The following is a 20,766-nucleotide window of genomic DNA, read 5'->3' on the forward strand; positions in this document are numbered from 1 at the left end:
CCCCGAGGGGATCTTTTGTCGGTAATTGAACTCCTTTGCCGGATATAAGAGATCGGCTCGGTGCGTCTGCCGGTGGTCTCCCGCTCCGCCCACCGGCGATTCGTCGATTGGCGATCACCGGGGATGGGGAACGCACAGCCACAGGTGCGTACTCCGCATCGCCGGCCATCGGGAGGAATCCGCCCATGCCCCACCCGCCGATCGCAGCTCTGCGAAGCGCGTTCACCGCGTCCGCCAAGCCGGGCAGCCAGGACTGGCCCACACTCGCCGACTTCACCGCCTTCGCCGCCGCCGGCCGCGCCTGTGGCCGAGCCCCGCTGATCGGGCTGCCCGGCTGGACCTGCGACGACGCCGCACGCGTGTTGGCGCTGGCCGAACTGGCCGACCGCACGCCCGAGGGCGACCTGTCCGCCCACCTGCGCACCCTGTACTGGCGCGGCGACGCGCACGAACGCCGGGCCGTGCTGCGCGCGTTGCCCTACCTCGCGGTGACCCGACAGGATCCGGCACTGGCCACCGCCCTGGTCGAGGACGCCCTGCGCACCGGCGACCCCCACCTGATCGCCGCCGCCCACTTCGCCGCAGCCGTCCCCCCGACCGACCCGACCAGGGCCTGACCGAACACGCTCGACACCGTTCCGACCACCGACGTCGGCCACCCCCCACCCACCCATGGGTGGCCGACCCGGCCCGATCCCAGGCCGCCCGGTGGCCCTCTCGTCCGGGCTCAGGCGGTGAGTTCGTCCAGCGCCGTCGTCCACGACGCGCACAGCGACTCGGCGAACTCCGAGGGCAGGCCGGTGTCGGCCACGGCACTCACGTACAGGCTGTCCTCGAAGGTGGCCAGGAACATCCCGAACGGCATGCCTCGGGGCAGGCCGCCGAAGGGGACCGCGCCGATCAACGGCGACCCGCGGAACGCGTACGGCCGGCGCAACCAGCGGTGGATCGGCCCCGCCGCCAGATCCACCTGCCACGGCGAGGTCGCCGCCCGCAACCGCCAACGTGCGCCGGCAGCCGGGCGCGCCGCCCGGATCGCCTCCGTGACCAGGGTCAGCCGTCGGGCCGGATCCGCCTGGTCGCACGGCAGCCGCACCCGCGCGGGGCGGGCATGGGCTCCCGGCTCCGGGTGGTGCGAATCGCCGCAGGAGGTCGGTACCAGGGCCCAGACCGGTCGCGGCCCGCGCCGCCACGGGACGCCCGCGTCGTCCCGCAGCGCGCCCGCGAGCGCGGTCAGGAACAACTCGTCCGGGTCGGCCCACGCCGCACGCAGCCGCCTGGCGTCCAGCGCCAACCAGGCCAGCCGCCGCGTACCGGTCAGGCCCCGCGTCGCGAACGGCCGGCCGGCCGGCGGCACCGGAGGTCGCACCCGGGCCCGCACCCCGGGATCACCGACCGCCGGCCGGTGTGTCGGCGCGGCGTCGATCGGCTCCACGCCGAACAGCCGCCGACCCACCTCGACCACCGACGCGCCGTCCAGCAGCGCGGGGTGCGCCTTGACGATCACCGCCCATTCGTCGCGCGCGTGGCCGTGCACCAGGCGGGCCTCCCACAACGGCCGGTCCCGCGGCAGCCGAGCCGCCAACGCGTCGTCCACGGCCGTGTCGAGCCGCCCCGGCCCGGCCGCCTGCGCGTGTACGTGCCGGGCCGGATCCAGCGGGCCGCGTCGGCGATAGCCGCCGTCCGTGCGGTACGCCAGCGTGGGCACCCGCCACAACCGCGCCGCCACCGCCTCGCGCAGATCCTCGACGGTCGGCGCGAGCCCGCGAAAGCGCAGCACGCAACCGAGTTCGACCGAACCGACCCGATCCTGCCGACCCTGCTCCGGGTGCGGGAGCGCGCCGCCCCGCCGGCCGCTGTGACCGGGCCGAACGCAGTCCACCAGGTAGTCGCGATCGACCCCGACGGCCGAACGCGGCTCGCCCAGCAGCGCCCGTACGCCCGAGTCGTCATAGCTGCGACGGTGCGTCAGATACGGCGTGAACGCCGCGTGCGCCTCCGCGAGCCGCTCCACGCCGGTCGGCCGGGTGGGCGGTTCGGCGACGAACCGCAGCCGGACCGGCAGGAATTCGGCCAACACCTCGCGAACGACCTCGATCGGCACGTCCTGCGGATGCCGCACATGGTAGACGTCCACACCGCCGGACCCGGCGACGTCGGCCAGCCTGGTCATCACCCGCGCGGCCTCGTGCACCGGCACGAAGTTGAGCCGGCCCTCCGGCGCCGAGGTCAGTCGCAACACCGGCCGCAGCCGCCGCGGCAACCGCGCCGCCCAGCCCAGCGCGGCACAACCGCCGGTCGCCTCGGCGCGTTCGACCAGGTAGCGCAGGGCATTTCCCGGCACGCCCGGCCGGTCGGAGACCAGCGTGGTCGGCCGCAGGATCATCGCCGCCCGACCCGATCGGGCCGCCCAGTCCCGGACCAGCACCTCGGCCTCGTACCTGGACCGTTCGTAGTCGTTCTCGAAACCACCCGCGTCGTCGCGCAGTTCCTCCTTCACCGTGCCCTCGCGCCGGGCACCGGCCACATACGCGGTGCTGATGTGCAACACACGCGGCCGGCGTCGGCCGATCTCGGCCAACTCCAGCAGATGCCGGGTGCCTTCGACGTTGACCGCACGCAACTCGGCCGCGCCGGCGTCGACCCGGCGATCACCGGCGCAGTGCCAGATCGCGTCGAGCGAGTCGGCCAGCGAGGCGAAGTCCGCCCGGGGCAGGCCCAGCCGAGGCAGCGTCAGATCGGTCTCGACGATCCGCAGCCGCTCGGGGAGCCGCCGCACCAACTCGTCGGGAGCGGCGATGACTTCCAGAAAGGCCCGAATCCGGTCGAGCGCGCCGCGGGAGCCGGCATGGGACAACACGGTGATCGTGCGGTGTCGGTCGAGCAATTCGCGGAGCAGATGGAGGCCGAGAAATCCGGTGGCTCCGGTGATGGCGACGCGCATGGATCAGCAAGCTCCTTGCAGTTTCTTCCAGATGGCCGGACGGGGCGTCATGTCGACCGGGTCGATACGCGGCGAGTCGGGCCGATGGCGCGCTGCGCCGGGGCATGCGTGGTCGAGGTCTTCCCTGGGACGAGTGGGTTTCGTCAGGACGCTAGTCGCCGAACGGTCGGCACCCGGACGGTATTGGGCCAACCGATGTCGGCGTCACCCGATCGGGTTCGCGATCGAGGGCGAGCGCAGGCCGGCTCGCGGCCGGCCAAGGTGGTGACCGGGAACCAACGATTGTGCCTCGGCCGGCGGGCCGATACCCCCGAAAGAAGCTTTCTTGACTGTTTTCGCTCGGTGGCGGCACCCGGGGGGTCTACGGTCTGGAGCGGGACGAGCGCCCGGGTCTGCCCGAGCGCGCCAGGACCAGGGGGCATGCGTAGATGGACACTTCCCAGGCCGGGGCCACCGTGGCCGCGGTGGGATCGATGGCGTACGGAAGCCACTGCTGCTTCGTGTCGGCGGACGACGAGATCGTTCGGCTCGCGGTGCACAGCTATGTTCGGGACGGTTTGTCCGCCGACGATCGGGTGCTGTGTCTGCTCGGTCGGCGCGACCGGACCTGGCTGATGAGTACGCTGTCCGAAGGGCCCGCGTGGCCGGCCGAACGCGAGGCGGACGGCTCGCTCGTGGTCGTCGATGTCGGCCGAACGCCGCTGTGGGAAGGCGAGTTCTCGCCCGAGGGGATGGCCGAGACGTTCTTCGCGGCGGTGGACCAGGCACTCGCGGACGGCTTTCGGGGCCTGCGGGTCTGCGGTGACATGACATGGGGCCGGGCGGGCGGCGTCGCGTACGACGACCTGCACGAGTTCGAACGGCTCGCGGGACTGGGTCTGCCCGGCCGCCGGGCGATGGGCTTTTGCCTGTACGACCCGCGCGAGTTCAGCTCCGTCCAGGTCGACGCCCAGGAACGACTGCACCCGATCGTCGCGGGCACCGGGCACGCTCGGCCGCCCAGCCTCCAGGTCACCGACACCACCCTGGGCCTGCGGCTGATCGGCGAGGCCGACGTGGCCACCCACGCCCTGTTGGAGGAGGCGCTGCGTCGGGCGGCCCTCGCGCAGTCGGGACACGACCTGGTGGTCGACCTGTCCGCGCTGGAGTTCGCCGACCTGGGCGCGATGGAATCCCTGTACCGGACCGCGGGCGCGCTGGCCCCGCACCGGCGGCTGGTGCTGCGTGCCGCCGGGCCGGCCGTACGCAAGGTGCTCGACCTGCTCGGCTGGAGCGGCGCGGGTGGCTTGATCGTGGACGGGGACCGTCCGTCCGGGGAGCGGAGTGGGGGAACGCAGTGACCGGCCCGAAGCACGATCGCGCCCGAGCCCGTACCGGTGGCGGCCCGGTGGAGGTGTTGCCGTTCGGTGCTTCGGACCTGTGCCTGGTGCGCGCGGTGGTGCGCCGGCACGCCGACGCGGTCGGCCTGGCCGACGACCGGCCCGACTGTCTGGTCCTGGCGGTGCACGAGATCGCCGCGTGCGCGGTCACCGCCGGCTCGAAGCCGGCCCTGCTGCGCTGCGTGCCGCGCACCGGGCGGGTGGTGTGTGAGATCCACGCGAGTAGTGACGAGCACAACGGCTGCCGACGGCGAACCTTTCCGCGGCTGACCGACAAACACGAGACACCCGGCCGCGGCCTGTGGATCGCCCGGGCGTTGTGCGACGAGGTCGAGGTGGCCGAGTGCGCGGAGGGTGTGGTGGTCCGGATGACGATGCACCTGGCCGCCCCGGACCCCGCGCCCCGGCTGCCGCAGGACGAACAGACCTGCGGCAACGCCGAGGCGGGGGCGGAACGCCCCTGACGGCGGCCGGCATCGCTGCGCCGGACGCCCGGGTGTGACACCGTCGGGCGGATGACGAATCAAGGGGAGATCGCCCGGGCCGTGGTCTCGGGCGCGGCGGCCACGCCCGGTCCGGAGCGTACGGCGATCTTCGAGGCGGTGCGCGCCGATCGGGACGGACCGGTGACTCGGCTGCTGCTCGAACTCGCCGACGCCGAAGCGGTCCGGACGCGCGTGGCTGCGATCGAACTGCTTTGTGAACTGGCCGAGTTCGGGCAGACCTGGCCGGTCGTCGGCGAGCACGCCGAGGCGTACCTGGTGGACCGGGAGCCGAGTGTGCGGGTCGCGGCGGCGACGTTGTTCGTGGCGACGCGGGATGCCGAGACGGTGTCCGCGCGGTTGCCCGACCTGGCCGATCCGGATGTGCGACTGGCCGCCGTGACGGCCCTGCACGCGCGGGCCGGCACCTTCGACGAAACGTTCACGAGGCTGCTGGAGGACGGCGATCCGGCGGTGCGCGTGGTGGCGGCGCTGGGGATGTTGCCCGTGGAGGGCCTGCCGTGGGCGTGGCTCCAGGCGCTGAACGAGGCGATCTCGGCCGATCTGCCGGCGGCCGTGCGCCGGGGTGGGCCCGGCGCCCGCAACTGGGGTTCGGCCTGGGCGTGGCGGCTGGCCCGCCACGATCACGAGGACGAGTGCCAGGAGATCGTGCGGCGGTTGCTCGCCGACGAGGACCCGCACGTGCGCCGGGTCGGCCTGGACATGGCGTCGGCGGCGATCCGGTTGTGGCGGACCGCACCGGTCGAACTGCTGCCCGCGCTGGCCGAGGTCGCGGCCGGTACCGACCCGGAGCTGCGCGCGGAGACCCTGCGCGTGTTGCGGTTGTCGGACGAGCTGTGGCGGGCGGCGGTCGACCTGTGGGCGGCGGAAGGGGGCGGGCCGGTGCAGGCGGGCGAATCGGCTGCGCCGGCACCGATCGAGGCCGTGCCGGACCTGGACGCGGTCTTCGCCGCGCGCCGGCCGCCCGGCGGGCGCACCGAGGTGGACGCGTGGTTGGCGGAGCAGCCGATCGAGGCGGTGACGCATCGGCGTCGCGTGGGGCGGGCGCTGGTCGGGCTGATGGCGTGTGGTGGGTTGACGGAGCGGCAGGGTCGGCAGGCGATGGCGCTGTTCGAGCACGAAACGGTGCTCAAGTACGAGTTGGCGGGGGTCGTTTGGCGTCATCGGGGTGCCCTGGACGCCGGGATCGGCGACCGGCTCGTCGCCGAGTTGTCCGCTGTCGCCGGAGATCGGTACGTGGGGGAACACGCACTGCCGGTGCTTGCGGACATGGGCCGGCGGGCGGTCGGCGCGTTGCCGCGGCTGACCGCGCTGATCGAGGATCGGCGTCGACTTCCGGTGAACGACGGCACGGCCGAGGCGGAGATCCGATTCGACGAAACCCGGCGAGCCCAACTGGTCGTTGTCCGTGATCGTATCGTCGCCGACATCCCGTAGGGTCCTTCCGGACGCACGCGCGTTCGGACATCCGTACGAAGTCGGATGCGGACAAGGGGAGATGGCATGCCGGTAGGCAGGGTCGCCGTGGTCGGCGGAAGCATCACGGGCTGCGCCTTCGCGTTGGCGGCGGCGCGTGGCGGGGCCGAGGTCACCGTGTACGAGCGCACCACCGGCGAACTCGCCGACCGGGGCGTGGGTATCGCGTTGCACGTGGATCGCTACGTGGAACTGGAGGCCGCCGGCTATATCGACGACAGCACCCCGTGGCGCAACGTGGTGGGGCGCAAATGGCTCCTCGATGACGGAGGTTCGCCGCGAGGACGACTGGTCTGGGACCAGTCGGCCGCGTTCCGGATGTACAACTGGGGCCAGTTGTGGCAGGGGTTGCGGCGCCGGGTGCCGGCCGAGGTCGACTATCGCGGCGGCACGCCGGTCACCCTGGGTGCGGACGGCGAGGTGGTGTTGCCGGACGGCACCCGCGAGTACTACGACGTGGTGGTCGGCGCGGACGGATACGGCTCCGCGGTGCGTGGCGCGTTGTTCCCGGCCGCCGTGCCGCAATACGCGGGTTACACGATGTGGCGCGGGAGTTGTGCGTGGGAGCACGAGCCGATCGATCACCTGATCTCGATCTGCATACCCAACGGCCAGGGCGTGATGTACCGCATACCGGGCAGCGCGGGCGATCGCATGTCGTGGGGTCTGTACAGCTCCGTGGGCGGTACGGACAACCCGCGGCCGGCGCTGCTGGAGCTGGCTCGCAAGTACTTCCCGCCGTTCTGGGCCGACCTGGTGACGGCCACGCCCGAGAGCGAGACGTTGATCCAGCCGATCAACGACCTGGTGGTGGACGCCTACACCAGTGGTCGGGCGCTGGTCGCCGGCGACGCGGCGGCGATCGCCCGCCCGCATGTGGCCAGCGGTGCGGTCAAGGGTATCCAGGACGCGGTGGCCTTCGAGACGGCGTGCCGGGAGGTGGGTCGGGACGGTTCGTGGGACGAGGTGCTGGCGCGCTACCAGGCGGAGCGCCACCCGGCGGGCGCGGACCTGGTCCGGGTGGCCCGGGCGATGGGTTACGCGATGGTCGAGAACACCCCGGACTGGGCTGCCATGACGCCGGATCACATGGTCGACTGGTGGGCGGCCCAGCACGCCGACGACGGCTTCGGCGGGCACGCGCTGGGGGCGTCGATCGGCGCTCGCTGAGCGGATGGGCCGGGGGCGGGTCAGTCCCGGTGGGCGATGTGCATGTTGATGTTGAGCACGTTGCCGTTGGGATCGCGGACGAAGAAGCGGCGTACGCCCCACGGTTCGTCGGTGATCGGGTAGACGATCTCGTAGCCCCGATCGAGTGCCCGGGCGTGGGCCGCGTCGACGTCCTCGACCTCGATCGACATCGCCGTGCGGCCGGACTGGGCGTCCCAGTCGCAGTCCTCGGTGACCACGATGAGTTGCGCGGTCGGGTTGTTCGGCGAGCGGAACATCACGAACCCGGGCTCGTCCATGGCCGGCTCGAAGCCGAGGAAGTCCTGGTAGAAGTCGCGATTGGGGCCGAGTTCGGTGGCGGAGACGCTGGGAACGACGCGGTTGATCCTCATCGGGGCAGCGTAGGCGGGCGGACCGACATCACCCGGGCAGCCGGGGGGTGTCGGTCCGTCGGCGTGTCGAGCGCCCGCGCCCGGCCGGCCGGTCGCGGGTTCGCTCGGGAGGCGATGTGCTCCTGGGCGGGCAGGCCCGGTGCGGCGCCTGTCCGGTCGGGTCAGGAGCCGTCCTCCAGGTTCCAGCCGATCACCCGATCCGGGTGGATGCGCAGCACCTCGTTGCTGAAGAACCCGGCCGCGAAAGGCGGTTCGTGGTCGCGCAACAACTCGGCCCGGCCGCGGATCTCCACCCCGCGCCCCCAACCCGGCTTGTACGCCCCCGGCTCGTCCGGCGTCATGTCGTCCACGACGAACGCCACGGCCGGATTCTGCTCGGCGTTGCGCCACTTTCGGCTCGCGCTCAGCTTGGGCCCGCCGATGTCCACGGTCCCGTCCTCGTTGAGCCGAAAGCCGACCGGCCGCACCTGCGGCTCGCCGTCCGGGCCCACCGTCGCCAGCCGCCCCAGGTCCTGCCCGAGCAGGTACGCCCGTTCGATCTCGCTGTACGTCGCCATGTCCGCCGCGCTCCGTCCTTGTTCGCCGCCCCCCCGGAGATCCCGGGGTCCCGAGGTCCCGAGGTCCCGAGGTCCCGAGGTCCTGAGGTCCTGTGTCGAACCTAGAAGTTCAAGTGCACTTGATGTCAAGACGCACGACGGGACGGACATCCTCGAACGAGGTGCCGGCGCCGCCGTCCGGTGCAAGGATCGAGGCCGCATCACGATCCTGGGGAGGGGCACCGTGACGGGCTTGGAATTGATCCTGGCCGCATTGGCGGCGGGGGCCGGGGCGGGCGTCAGCGACACCGCCGGCAACGCGATCAGGGACGCCTATACCGGGTTGAGGGGCATGCTCCTGGCCAGATTCGGGTCCGGTGACCGGGTCCGGCAGGCGCTGGAGGCCGCCGGCGACGATCCCGACGAATTGGCCGCGCAGGTCGGCCCCGAACTGGTGGCCGCCGGCGCGGACACCGACGAGGAGGTGCTGACCGCCGCGCGTGGACTGCTGGGTCTGCTCGACCCGGAGGGAGCGCGAGCGGGTGTGTACACGGTGACGGTGCAGACCAACTATGGTGCCGCCGGCACCTTCACCGCCCCCGTGACGATCAGCTACGGGCAGCCGCCCGTCCCCCCGCCGACGCCGGACGCGGGGTAACACCGGGCGCGTTCGAGGAGGTTCCCGGCACGGGAGTGCCGGGAACCACGGTGTTCGGCCCGGCCGGGACCTTCCACGCCCCGGTCGTGATCAACGGGCGGCATCCGGTGCCGTTCCCGCATCGGGTGGGCACACTCCCGCCGTTGGCCGACTGTTGGCTGGAGCGCGCTTCGCAGGTCGAGCCGGCCGCGCCCGGAGTCGCCCCGCCATGCCTGGTGGTGACCGGTCTCGGCGGAGCGGGCAAGACCCAGATCGCGGCCGGACTCGCCCACCGTGCTTGGGAAGCGGCCGACGTCGACCTGCTGGTGTGGATCACCGCGAACTCACGCAACGCGATCGTCACCGGATACGCCCGAGCGGGAGCCGATGTCACCGGCGTCGCGGACGACGACCCCGAACAGGCCGCCGCCCGCTTCCTGGACTGGCTCGCCGAGCCGCGCGGGGCCCGCTGGCTGATCGTTCTGGACGATCTCCAGGCCCCGCGCGACCTCGCCCGCCTGTGGCCGCCCGGCCACCCACTGGGTCGCACCGTGGTCACCACGCGGCGACGGGACTCGGCGCTGTTGCGTGGCCGACAGGTATGCGACGTCGACCGGTTCACGCCCGAGGAGTCGCTCGACTATCTGCGGCGCAAGTTCGACGCCGACGAACGGCTGCTGGGTGAAGCCGAGTTGTTGGCCGAGGACCTGGGCCACCTGCCACTGGCCCTGTCCCAGGCGGCGGCGTACACCCTGGACCGGGACGTGTCGTGCGCCGACTATCGCAAGCGGTTCGCCGACCGGCGGCGGCGTCTGGCGGACCTGGTCCCGGACCCCGACGTGGAGATGATGCCGGACGACTACAGCCTGACCGTCGCCACGACCTGGTCACTGTCGATCGAGGCCGCCGACCGACTTGCCCCGGTGGGCCTGGCCCGGCCGCTGCTGGAACTGATCGGTGTTCTGGATCCGAACGCGATACCGGTGGAGGTACTGCGCTGCGACGCGGCCCGCGCGCTGTTCACGACCGGCCCCGCAACGTCGACCCCCTCCGCGGAGGACGCCGACGACGCTTTGCACAACCTGCGTCGGCTGAGCCTGGTCACGGTGGCCGACGGCCTCGTGCGAGTGCACGCGCTGGTGCAGCGCGCCGCCCGCGAAGCCCTGGACCCGCAGGCACTCGGGCGCGTCGGCAGGGCCGCAGCCGATGCCCTGCGCGCGACCTGGCCCGAGACGGAGGACGACCACCGACTCGTTCGGCTGGTGATGGCCAATGCCGAGACACTGGTGGCGCAGCACGGTCACACCCTGCTGATCGGCAAGGTCCACGCGCTGGTCAACCACGTGTTGTATGCACGGGGACGGAACTGGTCGCCGAATCCCCTGTGGGTGGCCGAAGTCTACGATCGGCTGCACGCGGACGCGGTGCGGTTGTCGGGCGCGGAGCACGAGACCAGCCTGGACCTTCGGCAACACCACATCAGATTCCGTTGCCTGGGCGGTGACGTGCACGGGGTGACCGAGGCGATGGCCGAGGTACTCGCGACTCGAGTTCGGTTGTTCGGGCCCGAGCACCGGGAAACTCTTTCCGTTCGGCAGGACATGGCCGGGTTGACCGGGTGGGTCGGCGAGGCGGAGCAGGCCGAACGCATGTACGGCGAGCTCGCCGTCGACTGTGCGCGCATTCTCGGTCCGGATGATCCCAATACCCTGAGCTGCCGGCTGGAGGTCCTGCGTTGGCAGGCCGAAGCGGGTGAGGGAGCGGCCCAGGCCGTGCGTACCCTTCCCGCCTTGGTGGAGGACACGACGAGGGCGCTCGGCCCCGACCATTCCACTGTGCTGGAGATGCGATGGGGCCTTGCCGCCTGGTACATGGAACTCGACGACTTTCCGGCGGCCGTGGAGTACCTGCGCCCACTGGTCGCCGACATGTCGCGATTGTGGGGTGAACACCACTCGAAGACACGTGAGATGCGGCTGAAGCTGGCGGACGCGTTGCTCGATTCGGGCGCGCCGGCCGATGCGGCGGAGCAGTACGCGAAGATCGTCGGCGCGATGGCGCCCGTCGCGCACTGGGACCGGTTCTCGACGCACGAGTACGTGAACGTCTTTTCGAAGATGCTGCTTGCCCGCTACACCGCAGGCGACCTTGCGGCGGCCCTCGCCGCCGGTTGGGAACTGCTCCAAGACGGGCTTCGGCACTGGCGCCATGCCACCGCCGATCTGTTCAACGTGGTCAATACGATCGGCAATGTCGCGACGCGATACGGCAAGGCCGCAGACGTGGACAAGGCCGTCGAGATCCTGACCCGACTGGTGGAGACGGCCGCCACGATCGGTGGCCCGGAAGTATCCAGCGTCCTGGTCGCCCGGCACAACCTCGCCTGGTGGCGAGGTGTGGCGGGCGACCATGCCTACGCGGTAGCCGCGTTCACCGAACTCGTGGCGATCAGATCGCGGGTATTCGATCCGACCGACCCCGAAATCGTGTCCACGCGAACCGCGTTGGCGCATTGGCAGACGCAAGCGGGTGATTCGGCGAGTGCGGCCGAAGTGTTGGACGGGTTGCTTTCCGACCTGTTGTCGTCGAGTCCGATTCCCGAAGCGGATCTCCTGGGCCTCATGCGGTCGCTCATGTTGGCCGCGCTGCGGTTGCAGGTGTCCGGTGAGTTCACACTTGCCTACGGCTACTTCGAGCGGCTTCCCGCCCTGTTCATCCGCTACTCCGGGCCGGACGCGCAGGAGACACTCCGCATCCGTCATCAAGCGGCCGTCTGCCGGGCGCTGATCGGCGAGCGGGTGGAAGCGTTGGCGGCGGAGGAGGCGTTGCTCGCCGACCAGGTACGCGTACTGGGCCCGGTGCATTCCGACACCCTGGACACCGCGCTGATCATCGCCGTGCTGCGCGGCCTGACCGGCGACCCGGCGGGCGCCCATACCGTGCGCCTGGAGTTGTTGGCCGATCTGGTGCGGGCGCGCGGCGTCGAACACGTCGACACCGTCGGCGTGCTGGACGGGTTGGAGGGGTTCGCGCGCGAGCAACGGGAGCCGGCGATCAACCTCGAACTCTGGACCGAACTCGCCGTCGAATACGCGGTTGTGTTGGGAGTGACCCACGAGCGAACGCTCGCCGCCCGCCGGCAGCGGGTGTGGTGGCTCGTCGAAGCCGGTGACATCGTCCCGGCCGCCGCCGACGCGGAGGCGTTGCTGGCGGACAGCCGTGCCGTCCGTGCCCCGCACCATCCGCAGACGTTGGAGGTGCTGGGCGAATTCGCCTACTGCCGCGACTACCTCGGCGACGTGGCGGGTGCTCTCGCCGCATACCGGGAGCAGTTGCGGGGTCTCCTGGAGACCTCCGGTGCGGATGCCGAGGCCACGCGGGGGGTGCTGCCCAGGCTTCGGATCGTCAGCGAACGCCCCACCACTCCCGGCGAACGGGCCGAGCGGCTGGCCGCGTTGGTCGTCGACTACGCATCCGTGCTCGGCGCCGACGCCTTGGAGGTGCTCTGGCTGCGCCTGCCCGCCGCCGACGCGTTGTTCACGTCCGGGGACCGGGATGCGGGCGAGTCGGCGTTCGTCGAACTCCTGGCGGATTGCCTGCGGGTGCTGGGCCCGGAGCACGAACTGACCATGGGCGTACGCCACGACACGGCGCACCAACGCGGCCTGGGCGGCGACCCCGAGGCGGCGGTCACGGGTTTGGCCGAACTGCTCGCCGACCGACTGCGGGTGCTGGGGCCCACCCATTCGCACACTCTGCACACGCGCTGGGCGCTCGCGCATTGGCGGGGTGCGGCCGGGGACGTGGACACCGCCGTCGCCGACCTCACCCGCCTGCTGGGGGAGTGCGAGGCCCACCTCGGGGCGGGCGACGAGCAGACCGAGGACATCCGCAGGTCACTGGCCCACTGGCGGGAGGTCGCGGGCCCACCGTCCCCGGATTAGTCGAGGCTCACGAACCCGGTCGGTGCGGAGCGCGACCGGCGCCCCCGGGTGACGCGTCGGGGGGCTCGCCCGACTCGTCCGGTGCGGGGTCGGTGCGCTGCTCGCGGACGAAGCGTTCCATGCCGGCGACGAAGCTCTCGGCTTCGGCGGCCGGCCAGGTGCCGAGGCGTTCGGTGAGGATGGCGGCCAGGCGGTCGCGCAGGAGGGCGATCACCCGTTCGCCGTCCTCGGTCAGGCACAGCAGGGTGGCTCGGCCGTCGTACGGGTCGGGGCGGCGGACCAGCAGGCCGCCCTCCTCCAGGCGGGTGGCGTGTCGGCTGGTGCCGGAGCGGTCGAGCCCGATCTCGGTGCCCAGTTGCACCGCGGTGAGGTTGCCGCAGCGGGCCAGGCCGCTCAGGACGGGATAGGACCTGATGTCGAGTCCTCGGCCGATCCCGGCGACCAGTTCCGCGTACAGGCCGTGCCGGGTGCGTCGTTGCAGCAGCTCACCGAGTGCGATTTCCAGGCGTTGCCCGTAGTCCTCGTCCATGGTCCACATCATAGCGTGCGAGCCGCACGCAATTGGGGTAGCGTTATGTGCGTGCGAGGCGCACGCTTATGGCCATAGGCGAAGCGTGTGCTTGATGCACATATCCCTGAGGAGGTTGGTCGGCATGACGCAGCAGGTGCGGGCCGAGCGGACGATGTCCTTGGCGAGCGATACACGCAGACTCGTCGTCGTCCTGCTGTTCGGCGCGGTGCTTCCGCTGGTGGACACGACCATCGTCAACGTGGCGCTGGACGACATCGCCCGCGAGTTCGCCGTCCCGGTGACCACGATCCAGTGGGTGGTCACCGGGTACGCGATCGCGGCGGCGATCGCCATTCCCGCCACCCGCTGGGCGGTTGCCCGGTTCGGCGACGCGCAGGTGTGGATCGCCGCGCTCGTGGTGTTCCTGGTCGGCTCCGTATTGTGCGGGCTGGCCTGGAGCGCGCCGAGCCTGGTCGCCTTCCGCGTCGTCCAGGGCATCGGTGGCGGGATGTCCATGCCCGTGCTGCAAACCCTGCTGGTGCGCTCGGCGGGGCAGGGACAGGCGCGTCGGGCGATGGCGGCCATCGGGGTGCCCGCCGTCGTCGCGCCGGTGCTGGGACCGCTGCTGGGCGGCCTGGTGCTCGATCACGCGAACTGGCGTTGGATCTTCTTCGTCAACGTGCCCTTGTGTCTGGTCGCCCTCGTGCTCGCCTGGCGTGGGATCCCGCGTCGGGCCGCCGAACGCGGTTTGCCGTTCGACCCGTTCGGTCTGCTGTTGTTGTCCGGCGCGTTGGCCGTGCTCGTCTACGGTCTGTCGCAGGTCGGACGACCGGGCGTGGCCGCGTGGGTGGCGATCCCCGCCGGCGTGGTGCTCGCGGTGGTGTTCACCGTCCGTGCGCGGTACGGATCCCACGACGAGGTCGTGGACGTGCGGCTGTTCGCCGAGCCGACGTTCGCCGCGACGGGAGCGTCGCTGCTGTTGGCCGGCGCGTACTTCTACGGCGGCCTGGTGCTGTTGCCGCTGTACTGCCTGCGCGTGTTGCACCTGTCCGTGCTCGGCGCGGGGTTGATGCTCGCGGTGCAAGGGGCGGGGGCTCTGGTGGGCAGATCGGCGCTCGATCGCCTGGCCCCGGAGGCGGCGGCCGGGTCGGTGGTACTGGTCGGCCTCGGCGGCGCGATCGTCGGCACGCTCCCGTTCACCCCGGCCGGAGCGCACGACCACAAGCTGCTGGTGGCCGCCCTCCTGGTCCGTGGCGCCGGCATCGGGGTGGCCACCGTGGCGCTCCTCGGCGCCGTCTATCACAAACTGGATCGCGCCCAGATCCCGAACGCGAGCAGCCTCAGCCGGATCCTGCTCCAAGTCGGCGGCGCCCTGGGCGTCGCGGTGGCCACCGCCGTCCTGGCCGCCCAGGGCTCCCGGTCGGCACCGGACGCGGCCTTCGCCGAACCGTTCCGGTGGCTCGTCGGCGCGACCCTGATCGCCTTGATCCCTGCCTTGTTCCTGCCTCGGAAGGAAACCGACGGTGGCTGACCTCGACACGGAACCGGGCACGACCACGCCACCCGGCGCGGACCGACCGCGAGGAGGAGGGGCCGACCCGGTCGGCGGCGGGCCGCACCGGCCAATCGGCCACCGCCGCCGCGTTGGTGAGCAGGAGTTCCGCCGGATGGGACATCCGGTGATCGGGTGCGTCGGCCGATCTCACTCGGGGTCGAGGGAGCCTTCCCACAGGTGGCGTTCGGGGCCGCGGGGGTCGAGGACGATCTCGTTCGACGGCTCGTTGTCTCGGTGGAAGGTGAGCACCGGGCGTTGGGTGGTGTCGTACGCGGGCCAGTCGGTGAGGGCGCCGGTGCGGATGAACTCCACCCAGCGGCGGTGCATTTCGTCGGCCAGGCTCGGGGGTGCGTCGACCACGAGGGCGTCCACGCCGGAGGCGTCGAGGGAGTGCCAGGCGAAGGGGATCTCGGAGATGTGGCAGGCGCCGAGGAGCGGGCCGTTCTCGTCGCGGATCTTCGGCGTGCGCCAGCCGAACTCGTATACGTGGGTGGTGGCGGGGGCCTGGGCCCGGGCCTCGGCGATCCGGTAGGTGGGAATCCGGAAGAGTCGATCGGTCATCACCGCGGCGAAGACGGCGGGGGCGGTGTCGCGGGGGTAGGGGATCGGAGCGCCGGTCGCGTACCGGTCGTACATGGCGGCGCTGTCCGGCACGCCGTAGTCGGTGAGCCGCTTCTGCCAGTCCTTGGGCGGCACGCTCGTTGCGGTGAGCGGGACGAAGTGGCGGTTCTCCTCGACATTGCTGCCGATCAGCAGCGGGATGTCCGCGCCCGCCCCGGCGGCGATGGCGTCGATGGGGCGGCGGTGCAACAGCGTGCCGTCGATCACCGGTACCAGCGACATGCCGCAGGTCTGGATGGTGCTGTGGCCGTACTTCGCCGCATCCGCGTTCGCCACGATGTCGTTGTGCACCCGGGTCTGCGCGCCGACGATGCGGGTGGGCGACACGCGGGACAGTCCGGCGAAGGAGGCTTCCACCCGCAGGTCCGCCGCGATCGCGTCGACGACGAGGGCGGCGTCCTCGCGGGTCTGGGCCACGTGCGCGTTGCCGCTCTGCACGACGGCCCGGTGGAACAAATCGCGGCGGCCGGTCGAGAGCAGGGCCAGGATGCTCATCGCGCCGGCCGACTCGCCCGCCACCGTGACGTCGTCCGGGTCACCGCCGAACCCGGCGATGTTGTCCCGCACCCACTCCAGCGCGAAGATCTGGTCGAGCAACCCGCGATTGGCCGGGACGGGCGCGTCGGCGATGTAGCCGAACCCCTCGACGCCGAGGCGATAGTTGATGGATACGCACACGACGCCCTGCGCGGCGAACGTCGCGCCGTCGTAGGCGGTTCCGGCCGAGGCACCGCGCACGAAGGCGCCGCCGTGGATCCAGACCAGGACCGGTCGGCGGACGGCCGGGGCGTGCGCCTGGGTCCATACGTTGAGGTTGAGCCAGCCGTCTCCGGGGATCGGGTCCTTGCCGCCGAGCATTTCGTCGAGCGGACTGTCGTTCGGCCCGGGGGCGGTCGGACCGAAGTCGTGGGCCGGCAGCGGGTCGCGCCAGACCTCGGGGGCGACCGGCGCGGCGAAGCGGTTGACCCCGGTGGGCGGCGCGGCGTACGGGATGCCCAGGAAGCGGGCCGTGCCGTCTTCGGCGACCGGACCGGAGACCGGGCCGTAGGTGGTCGGCACTTCGAGGGTGTCGTCGTTCGGCACGCGTCGTCTCCCTGGGTGTCGGTTCCTGCACGCAGTGGCAGCGTCCCACCGAACGCACGCGGTTCGTCACCGGAATCCGCGAACTGCGCGGCGGTCCGGGGTCCGGTCTCGGGTCTTGGCCGAATGGTCACGCATGGCGTGTCCGAATCGCTACCGTGTGTACAGGTGAATTCGCCGCAATGTGATCCCCGCATACCCGAACGCCGGGGCCGGCGCGTGGGGATGGACCAACCGGAGATGCCATGCCCGCACGACCGCTCGGAGCCAACTCCAAGCTGGTGAACGCACGACGCACCCTCGGCCTGCACTCCCAGGCCGGCTTCGCCGACGCGTTCGAGGAACACGCACGCGCGATGGGCATGCGGCTGGCGGTGAGCGTGCGTCAGGTCCGGCGGTGGGAGAGCGCGGATCCGCCGTTTCCGACGCCGGACTATCAACGGGTGCTGGAGGACTTATTCGGGAGGCCGCTGAGTGCGCTCGGATTTTCCGCCACCGATGCGGCGTGCGAAGAGCCGATGGGTCGAGCCTGGCGCACCTTCATTACGGACGGGCCTGAACGCCTCCATCGGTTGATGCGGTTGGAGGCCGGGACGGCGACCGTCCGCTGCTATCAGACGATGTTCATTCCGGGGCAACTCCAAACTGCGGACTACGCCCTCGCGATCATCCTCATGCACGATCCCGCCCTGTCCATGGCGGAGGCCCGCGAGAGACAACAACTGCGGATGGAGAGGGCGCAACGACTCTTTCGTGGCGGTCGACCCGCCTGGTTCATCATTGCCGAGAGTGCTCTGTACCAGCCGGTGGGAAGTCCGGAGATCCTGGCCGGTCAACTCGACCACCTTATGCAGGTTGTTTCGGAACATCCGCACGTCAGGGTGCAAGTCCTTCCGTCCGGGGCGCAATTCACGGCATCCACACCGTGCTTGATCCTGGAGCCGCAGCGAGGTCGATACGCCGCCTGGTTGGAACAATTCGCGGGTTCGCTTCTGATCGACAGGCCCGATGACGTCGAGCACTTCGGAGCAACGTTCGATCGCCTGCATACGTCCGCGCTGTCCCAGATGGCTTCCCACAGCGCCATCGCGGGCTGGCAACAGGAGCTTTGCGGATCGATCGAGTTCAGCGCGAACCTCGTGGGATCAAGTCCGGCTACACCGGAAATGACGATTGCGTCGAAGTTGCGGTCATCGGCGCTGCCCTGGGCATCTGGGACAGCAAAGTACCCCTATCCCCAGTGATACCCGTGGCTCACTCGGCCTGGGCATCTCTCATCGCCCAACTTCGTCAACCCTGAGCCCAGTTGGGAATCTCCACGTCGGTTGCCGTCGAAGGCGTGCCGGGGCCGACTCCGGAAGCCGGCCTCGTTACGCCCTACTGCTTCGCGTCGTAGCGTGCCTTGTCTGCCTCGTAGCGCAATCGGCCGTCTTCGGCCTGCCGCACGTAGGGCTCCTGGGCCTTTGCGGACAGGTTCGACCACTCGGTGCCGAGGATTCTTCCGATGGTGGTGAACGAGGCGTCCGGGTTCGCACGCTTGACGCGTTCGCGGTTGTCCCGGGAGTAGAACATGTAGGGGGTCCAGGCGCGCTTGGGAGGACCGGGGGACTTCGGTGGCGTGGGTTCGTGGTGCACTGCGGAGTACGCGGCTGCGAGGCTTTCGTGGCAGTTGTGGCGAATGCGGCGGTGGGGAGCTGCTTCGGCCGGGTCGTGCGGGGTGATGCGGTACACGACGGGCGCCATGTCAGCGGCCGGGGTGGCTCGAAGGTGCCCTGAGGGCCGGTCGTGGGTGGGCGAGGGGGAAAGTCACCGGCGCAGCGTAGCGGCATGATTCACGCGGCGACCAGGTCTGTGGGCCGCTGGGCCGGATGGGGACGGCATGTCCCCGATCGGGTGGTAACAACCGGGATGTATGGCGGGTTCGGGTTCGGGGTCAGCAGCATGGCGGCGTCGCGGCGGATCGGCCGTCGCCGTTTCGATCGTGGAGAAGCCCATGCGTACGCGTACCTTGGCGCTCGGCACCGCCCTGTCGTTGACCGCCCTGTTGCTGCCGGTGACGAGTGCGAGTGCGGCGCCGGCCGCGCCGCCGTCGTGCAACGACGGTTCGGTGTGTTTCTGGACCGGGGAGGGCTTCCACGGCAACACGTGGGAGTGGACCGCGCGTAGCGGCTATCGCGATATGCCGCCGGCCTTCCACGACCATGTCGGCTCGGCCGTCGCGAGCACCAGGGCGTGTTTCGTCAACTGGAGCCCGGTGGAGAAGCGGGACGTGTTCAACGGCGACTGGCGCTCGAAGTACCTCGGTGACTTCGGCGGGCGGATCGACGGCGTCGGGCCGGGCGCCTGCTGAGCACTTCGCGCCGGCGACGGCCGGTGCCCCGACGGGAGCACCGGCCGTCGCGACCTCAGTCGCGGACCGGCACCGTCACCGTGGACGGGTCGTTCGCCGGCGAGGAGAAGGCGAGTCCGGCGCCGAACGGGTTGTGCTCCAGGTAGAGCGGATCGACCGTGTCGAGCACCACGGCGAGGCGGTGGCCGGCCGGTACGTCGTAGGCCGTCGCGTACATGTCGATGTCGACCGGGAAGGCCACCCCGGGCGTCCTGCCGTGGAAGCTCAGTGGCGAGTGGGTGACCAACTTGCCGACGCCCAGCGGGCCGACGTCGTACAGGTAGGCGAAGATCGTCCCGCTCTCGTGCGATGCGGTGACCGTGGTGTGCAGCTTCGTCGTACCGCGCACCCTGGTCTGCGTGTCGTAGCGGTCGCTCTGCCACACGCCCGCGAACGCTCTGGGCAGCAGCGGGATCGAGGCGACCGGCGGTATCCGCAGGAACTGGTCGAGGATGCTGGACAGGAAGACCGTGCCGCCGTTCGCCCCGGAGTCGAGGTTGGCCAGGACGCGTTGGGTCCCGGTCAGCGCGATGGTGCGGGTGGCGGACGGCACTGCCGACCAGCTCGGGTAGCCCTCGTAACCACCGTCACCGGTACGGGGCTTGAGCTGTACGGGCGGCTCCCGGTCGATGCCGTTGTCGACGCCCCGGAGATGGTGGTCCAGCCAGCGGGTGGAATCGGCCCACATGTCGTTCGGCAGTCCGAACAGGCCGCCCAATTCGGCGGTGGCGTGGTCGCCGGGACGGAATTCCAGTCGCTTGGCGCCGGTCAACTTCGTGTAGAAGTCCGCGTATTGGTCCGGCGGGAAGAGCGAGTCGCCCCACGCGTTGCCGAGCATGATCGCGGCGCCGTTGGCGTTGATCCGATCGAGGTAGGTCGCGGGCGAGCGCTTGGCGCCCCACGCGAGCATGTCCGCCTCCTTGGCCAGGTTGCCGGAGAGGAAGTTCTTCAGGATCTCGGTGAGTTCGGCGCTGGGCCGGCCGGTGAGGAAGCCGGCGCCGCCCAACAGCGCGGCGGCCTGCGCGTGTTCGGTTCGGCCGCTGTAGATCGAGTCGATCAGGTCGGCCCAGCCGCTCATCGCGACCACGGCCTTGATCCGAGGGTCGAACGCGGACGCGAGCAGGCTGATGCCGGCGCCGTAGGACACGCCGGCCATGCCGATCCGGCCCTGGTCGGCGGGCGTGTTGGCGAGCGCCCAGTCGATCACCCGGGACGCGTCGGCGATGTCCTCGGGGCCGGCCGTCTCGATCTCGCCGCCGGATTGCCAGAAGCCGCGCGAGTTGTAGCCGATCACGACATAGCCCCGCTCGGCGAGCTTTTGCGCGGGCACGACGTACTCGATCTGCGGCATCGCCCAACTGGTCGGCAGCACCACGACCGGGTAGCGGGTGTCGGGCGCGCCGCCGGTGGGGGCGATCACGTTGGCGGCGAGCCTGGTGCCGCCGTCGCCGGGGATGTCGACGAAGCGCAGGGACGTTCCGGCGGCGGCCTGCACGGCTGCCGCGGGGGTGTGGGTGGGGACGGTGCCGGCCGACGCGGCGGGACCGAGCGTGGTCCCGGCGAGAATCGCGGCCGAGACGACGGCGACCGCACGAGCGCCCGGGCGCATGCGGAATCGACCCATGAGGG

General features: G+C 71.1%; 18 protein-coding genes. 11 read left to right on the forward strand and 7 right to left on the reverse strand.

From position 1 onward, the window contains the following. Window positions 1-185: 185 nt before the first annotated feature. Window positions 186-617, forward strand: a complete 432-nt coding sequence (locus ACH4U8_RS31005) for an EboA domain-containing protein (RefSeq protein ID WP_360319653.1) — start codon at window positions 186-188, stop codon at window positions 615-617. Window positions 618-727: 110 nt separating this feature from the next. Here the strand turns inward: ACH4U8_RS31005 and ACH4U8_RS31010 are convergent, their stop codons facing one another. Then, window positions 728-2,944 carry an SDR family oxidoreductase gene (locus ACH4U8_RS31010; protein WP_395781633.1) on the reverse strand — a complete coding sequence of 739 codons (2,217 nt, stop codon included), beginning with the start codon at window positions 2,942-2,944 and terminating at the stop codon, window positions 728-730. A gap of 428 nt (window positions 2,945-3,372) precedes the next feature. Here ACH4U8_RS31010 and ACH4U8_RS31015 point away from each other — a divergent pair, with 428 nt between their 5' ends. The 4 genes from ACH4U8_RS31015 (at window position 3,373) to ACH4U8_RS31030 (ending at window position 7,472) form a co-directional block, all read left to right on the forward strand. After that, window positions 3,373-4,284, forward strand: coding sequence for an MEDS domain-containing protein (locus tag ACH4U8_RS31015; RefSeq protein WP_360319657.1), 912 nt, complete (start codon window positions 3,373-3,375; stop codon window positions 4,282-4,284). After that, the gene (locus ACH4U8_RS31020; protein WP_360319659.1) at window positions 4,281-4,787 is read left to right on the forward strand and encodes an ATP-binding protein; all 507 of its coding nucleotides are present in this window, start codon (window positions 4,281-4,283) and stop codon (window positions 4,785-4,787) included. Before ACH4U8_RS31015 ends, ACH4U8_RS31020 begins: the two co-directional genes overlap by 4 nt. A 51-nt stretch (window positions 4,788-4,838) precedes the next feature. Next, window positions 4,839-6,263 carry a hypothetical protein gene (locus ACH4U8_RS31025; protein ID WP_395781635.1) on the forward strand — a complete coding sequence of 475 codons (1,425 nt, stop codon included), beginning with the start codon at window positions 4,839-4,841 and terminating at the stop codon, window positions 6,261-6,263. 66 nt (window positions 6,264-6,329) lie between these two features. Continuing rightward, entirely contained in the window at window positions 6,330-7,472 is a 1,143-nt protein-coding gene (locus tag ACH4U8_RS31030; protein WP_360319663.1) for an FAD-dependent monooxygenase, read from the forward strand. A 20-nt stretch (window positions 7,473-7,492) separates the two neighbouring features. Here the strand turns inward: ACH4U8_RS31030 and ACH4U8_RS31035 are convergent, their stop codons facing one another. Both ACH4U8_RS31035 and ACH4U8_RS31040 read right to left on the reverse strand, forming a co-directional pair. Next, window positions 7,493-7,864, reverse strand: coding sequence for a VOC family protein (locus ACH4U8_RS31035; protein WP_395781637.1), 372 nt, complete (start codon window positions 7,862-7,864; stop codon window positions 7,493-7,495). Window positions 7,865-8,025: 161 nt separating this feature from the next. Then, entirely contained in the window at window positions 8,026-8,421 is a 396-nt protein-coding gene (locus ACH4U8_RS31040) for a PPOX class F420-dependent oxidoreductase (protein WP_395781639.1), read from the reverse strand. 223 nt (window positions 8,422-8,644) lie between these two features. On the opposite strand from ACH4U8_RS31040, the gene ACH4U8_RS31045 reads away from it, so the two are divergent. Together ACH4U8_RS31045 and ACH4U8_RS31050 are read left to right on the forward strand one after the other, a co-directional pair. Next, window positions 8,645-9,058 carry a hypothetical protein gene (locus ACH4U8_RS31045; protein ID WP_395781641.1) on the forward strand — a complete coding sequence of 138 codons (414 nt, stop codon included), beginning with the start codon at window positions 8,645-8,647 and terminating at the stop codon, window positions 9,056-9,058. Window positions 9,059-9,093: 35 nt separating this feature from the next. Beyond that, window positions 9,094-12,981 (forward strand): hypothetical protein, encoded by a 3,888-nt coding sequence (locus ACH4U8_RS31050; protein ID WP_395781643.1) that lies wholly within the window; start codon window positions 9,094-9,096, stop codon window positions 12,979-12,981. 7 nt (window positions 12,982-12,988) lie between these two features. Here ACH4U8_RS31050 and ACH4U8_RS31055 read toward each other — a convergent pair whose 3' ends face one another. Continuing rightward, window positions 12,989-13,510: a MarR family winged helix-turn-helix transcriptional regulator gene (locus tag ACH4U8_RS31055; RefSeq protein WP_395781645.1), complete on the reverse strand. Its 522-nt coding sequence runs from the start codon at window positions 13,508-13,510 to the stop codon at window positions 12,989-12,991. Between the two features lie 124 nt (window positions 13,511-13,634). Between ACH4U8_RS31055 and ACH4U8_RS31060 the strand changes: the two genes are divergently transcribed. After that, complete coding sequence (locus tag ACH4U8_RS31060; RefSeq protein WP_395781647.1) at window positions 13,635-15,023, forward strand: DHA2 family efflux MFS transporter permease subunit; 1,389 nt, start codon at window positions 13,635-13,637, stop codon at window positions 15,021-15,023. A gap of 171 nt (window positions 15,024-15,194) precedes the next feature. On the opposite strand, the gene ACH4U8_RS31065 is transcribed toward ACH4U8_RS31060, so the two are convergent. Continuing rightward, entirely contained in the window at window positions 15,195-16,751 is a 1,557-nt protein-coding gene (locus tag ACH4U8_RS31065) for a carboxylesterase/lipase family protein (RefSeq protein WP_395781649.1), read from the reverse strand. Window positions 16,752-16,993: 242 nt separating this feature from the next. On the opposite strand from ACH4U8_RS31065, the gene ACH4U8_RS31070 reads away from it, so the two are divergent. Continuing rightward, a complete protein-coding gene (locus tag ACH4U8_RS31070; protein ID WP_395781651.1) occupies window positions 16,994-17,992 on the forward strand; it encodes a DUF5753 domain-containing protein in 999 nt (332 codons plus the stop codon). Further along, entirely contained in the window at window positions 17,953-18,048 is a 96-nt protein-coding gene (locus ACH4U8_RS31075; protein ID WP_395781782.1) for a hypothetical protein, read from the forward strand. Before ACH4U8_RS31070 ends, ACH4U8_RS31075 begins: the two co-directional genes overlap by 40 nt. A 77-nt stretch (window positions 18,049-18,125) precedes the next feature. Here ACH4U8_RS31075 and ACH4U8_RS31080 read toward each other — a convergent pair whose 3' ends face one another. Beyond that, window positions 18,126-18,491, reverse strand: coding sequence for a hypothetical protein (locus ACH4U8_RS31080; protein ID WP_395781653.1), 366 nt, complete (start codon window positions 18,489-18,491; stop codon window positions 18,126-18,128). A 250-nt stretch (window positions 18,492-18,741) separates the two neighbouring features. Here ACH4U8_RS31080 and ACH4U8_RS31085 point away from each other — a divergent pair, with 250 nt between their 5' ends. Continuing rightward, window positions 18,742-19,098 carry a peptidase inhibitor family I36 protein gene (locus tag ACH4U8_RS31085; RefSeq protein WP_395781655.1) on the forward strand — a complete coding sequence of 119 codons (357 nt, stop codon included), beginning with the start codon at window positions 18,742-18,744 and terminating at the stop codon, window positions 19,096-19,098. A 55-nt stretch (window positions 19,099-19,153) separates the two neighbouring features. Here ACH4U8_RS31085 and ACH4U8_RS31090 read toward each other — a convergent pair whose 3' ends face one another. Next, on the reverse strand, window positions 19,154-20,761 hold the full coding sequence (locus tag ACH4U8_RS31090; protein WP_395781657.1) for an alpha/beta fold hydrolase: 1,608 nt from the start codon (window positions 20,759-20,761) through the stop codon (window positions 19,154-19,156). Window positions 20,762-20,766 lie beyond the last annotated feature (5 nt).

The sequence above is a fragment of the Embleya sp. NPDC020886 genome (assembly GCF_044333915.1).
Taxonomy (GTDB): domain Bacteria; phylum Actinomycetota; class Actinomycetes; order Streptomycetales; family Streptomycetaceae; genus Embleya.

Coding starts and splice junctions, on each gene's coding strand:
- ACH4U8_RS31005 (WP_360319653.1), top strand. CDS start 186: ATGCCCCACCCGCCGATCGCAGCTCTGCGAAGCGCGTTCACCGCGTCC.
- ACH4U8_RS31010 (WP_395781633.1), bottom strand. CDS start 2,944: ATGCGCGTCGCCATCACCGGAGCCACCGGATTTCTCGGCCTCCATCTG.
- ACH4U8_RS31015 (WP_360319657.1), top strand. CDS start 3,373: ATGGACACTTCCCAGGCCGGGGCCACCGTGGCCGCGGTGGGATCGATG.
- ACH4U8_RS31025 (WP_395781635.1), top strand. CDS start 4,839: ATGACGAATCAAGGGGAGATCGCCCGGGCCGTGGTCTCGGGCGCGGCG.
- ACH4U8_RS31030 (WP_360319663.1), top strand. CDS start 6,330: ATGCCGGTAGGCAGGGTCGCCGTGGTCGGCGGAAGCATCACGGGCTGC.
- ACH4U8_RS31035 (WP_395781637.1), bottom strand. CDS start 7,864: ATGAGGATCAACCGCGTCGTTCCCAGCGTCTCCGCCACCGAACTCGGC.
- ACH4U8_RS31040 (WP_395781639.1), bottom strand. CDS start 8,421: ATGGCGACGTACAGCGAGATCGAACGGGCGTACCTGCTCGGGCAGGAC.
- ACH4U8_RS31055 (WP_395781645.1), bottom strand. CDS start 13,510: ATGGACGAGGACTACGGGCAACGCCTGGAAATCGCACTCGGTGAGCTG.
- ACH4U8_RS31060 (WP_395781647.1), top strand. CDS start 13,635: ATGACGCAGCAGGTGCGGGCCGAGCGGACGATGTCCTTGGCGAGCGAT.
- ACH4U8_RS31070 (WP_395781651.1), top strand. CDS start 16,994: ATGCCCGCACGACCGCTCGGAGCCAACTCCAAGCTGGTGAACGCACGA.
- ACH4U8_RS31080 (WP_395781653.1), bottom strand. CDS start 18,491: ATGGCGCCCGTCGTGTACCGCATCACCCCGCACGACCCGGCCGAAGCA.
- ACH4U8_RS31085 (WP_395781655.1), top strand. CDS start 18,742: ATGCGTACGCGTACCTTGGCGCTCGGCACCGCCCTGTCGTTGACCGCC.
- ACH4U8_RS31090 (WP_395781657.1), bottom strand. CDS start 20,761: ATGGGTCGATTCCGCATGCGCCCGGGCGCTCGTGCGGTCGCCGTCGTC.